Here is a 988-nt window from a genome sequence, read left to right on the forward strand (position 1 = left end):
TACCACGAGGCTTCTGAATTCCCAGATTGGACGGAAGACAACAACATCGGCGCAGCAAACGTTGTGCAAGTGAAAGTGTACGAAGAAAACGGCTTTGTTCATCACGGCTACTGGAACAGTGCGTCTTACACGCTTGAGTTTGCTTATGGCGACTGGGCAATGGCAGAAATCGCGCGCATGGCTGGCGATGTAAAACTGCAAGAAGAATTTATGACTCGTGCCGACAACTGGCTCAACCATTGGGATGCCGAGACGGGCTTCTTACGTCCGAAAAACCACCCGCTAAGCTCATCACCAAACAAACCGCCTTTGGAGTTCAACCAACCGATTGATGAAGCTCGTTTGGATGAGTGTGAAATGGTTGAATGGCCTGAAGGCTCTGGCGTGATGAAAGAGAAATGCCCACTGCTACCGTTCGACCCTTACTACGTGGACGAGTTTGCCTACACCGAAGGGAACGCGTGGCAATGGAAGTTCCAACCAATGCACGATTTCACCCGCCTGAAACAAGAAATCTACCAAGCCGACTTGGCGCAAGGCAAAGACACCACGCCAGAGAAAGCGTTCCGTGAAGATTTGGACGAGCTATTTAATGCACGTTCTTCAAACACAGGCGAAGAGCTACCAGACCTAACGGGTTACATCGGTCAGTACATGCACGGTAACGAGCCATCGCACCACATTCCTTACCTATACGCGCTAACGGATGAGCCATGGAAAGCGCAAGAGTACCTAGACCGCATCATGTCAGAGATGTACACCAGCGAGCCAACCGGGTTGATTGGTAACGAAGACGTGGGTCAGATGAGCTCTTGGTACTTGATGTCGGCAATGGGCTTCTACCAAGTGACGCCTGCGGATCCGGTCTACACCATCGGTCGCCCTATGTTTGATGAAATCACCATTCCAGTGGAAGGCGGCGAATTCACAGTCATCGCAGACAACAACAGCCCACACAACAAGTACGTGAAGTCCATAACCATCAACG

General features: G+C 51.0%; 1 protein-coding gene. It reads left to right on the top strand.

Translation table 11 applies throughout. The features are described from left to right. On the top strand, positions 1 to 988 hold a 988-nt coding region (locus R7Z50_RS25035; protein ID WP_318149427.1), incomplete at both ends, for a glycoside hydrolase domain-containing protein.

It is taken from the genome of Vibrio sp. 1249-1 (assembly GCF_033340495.1).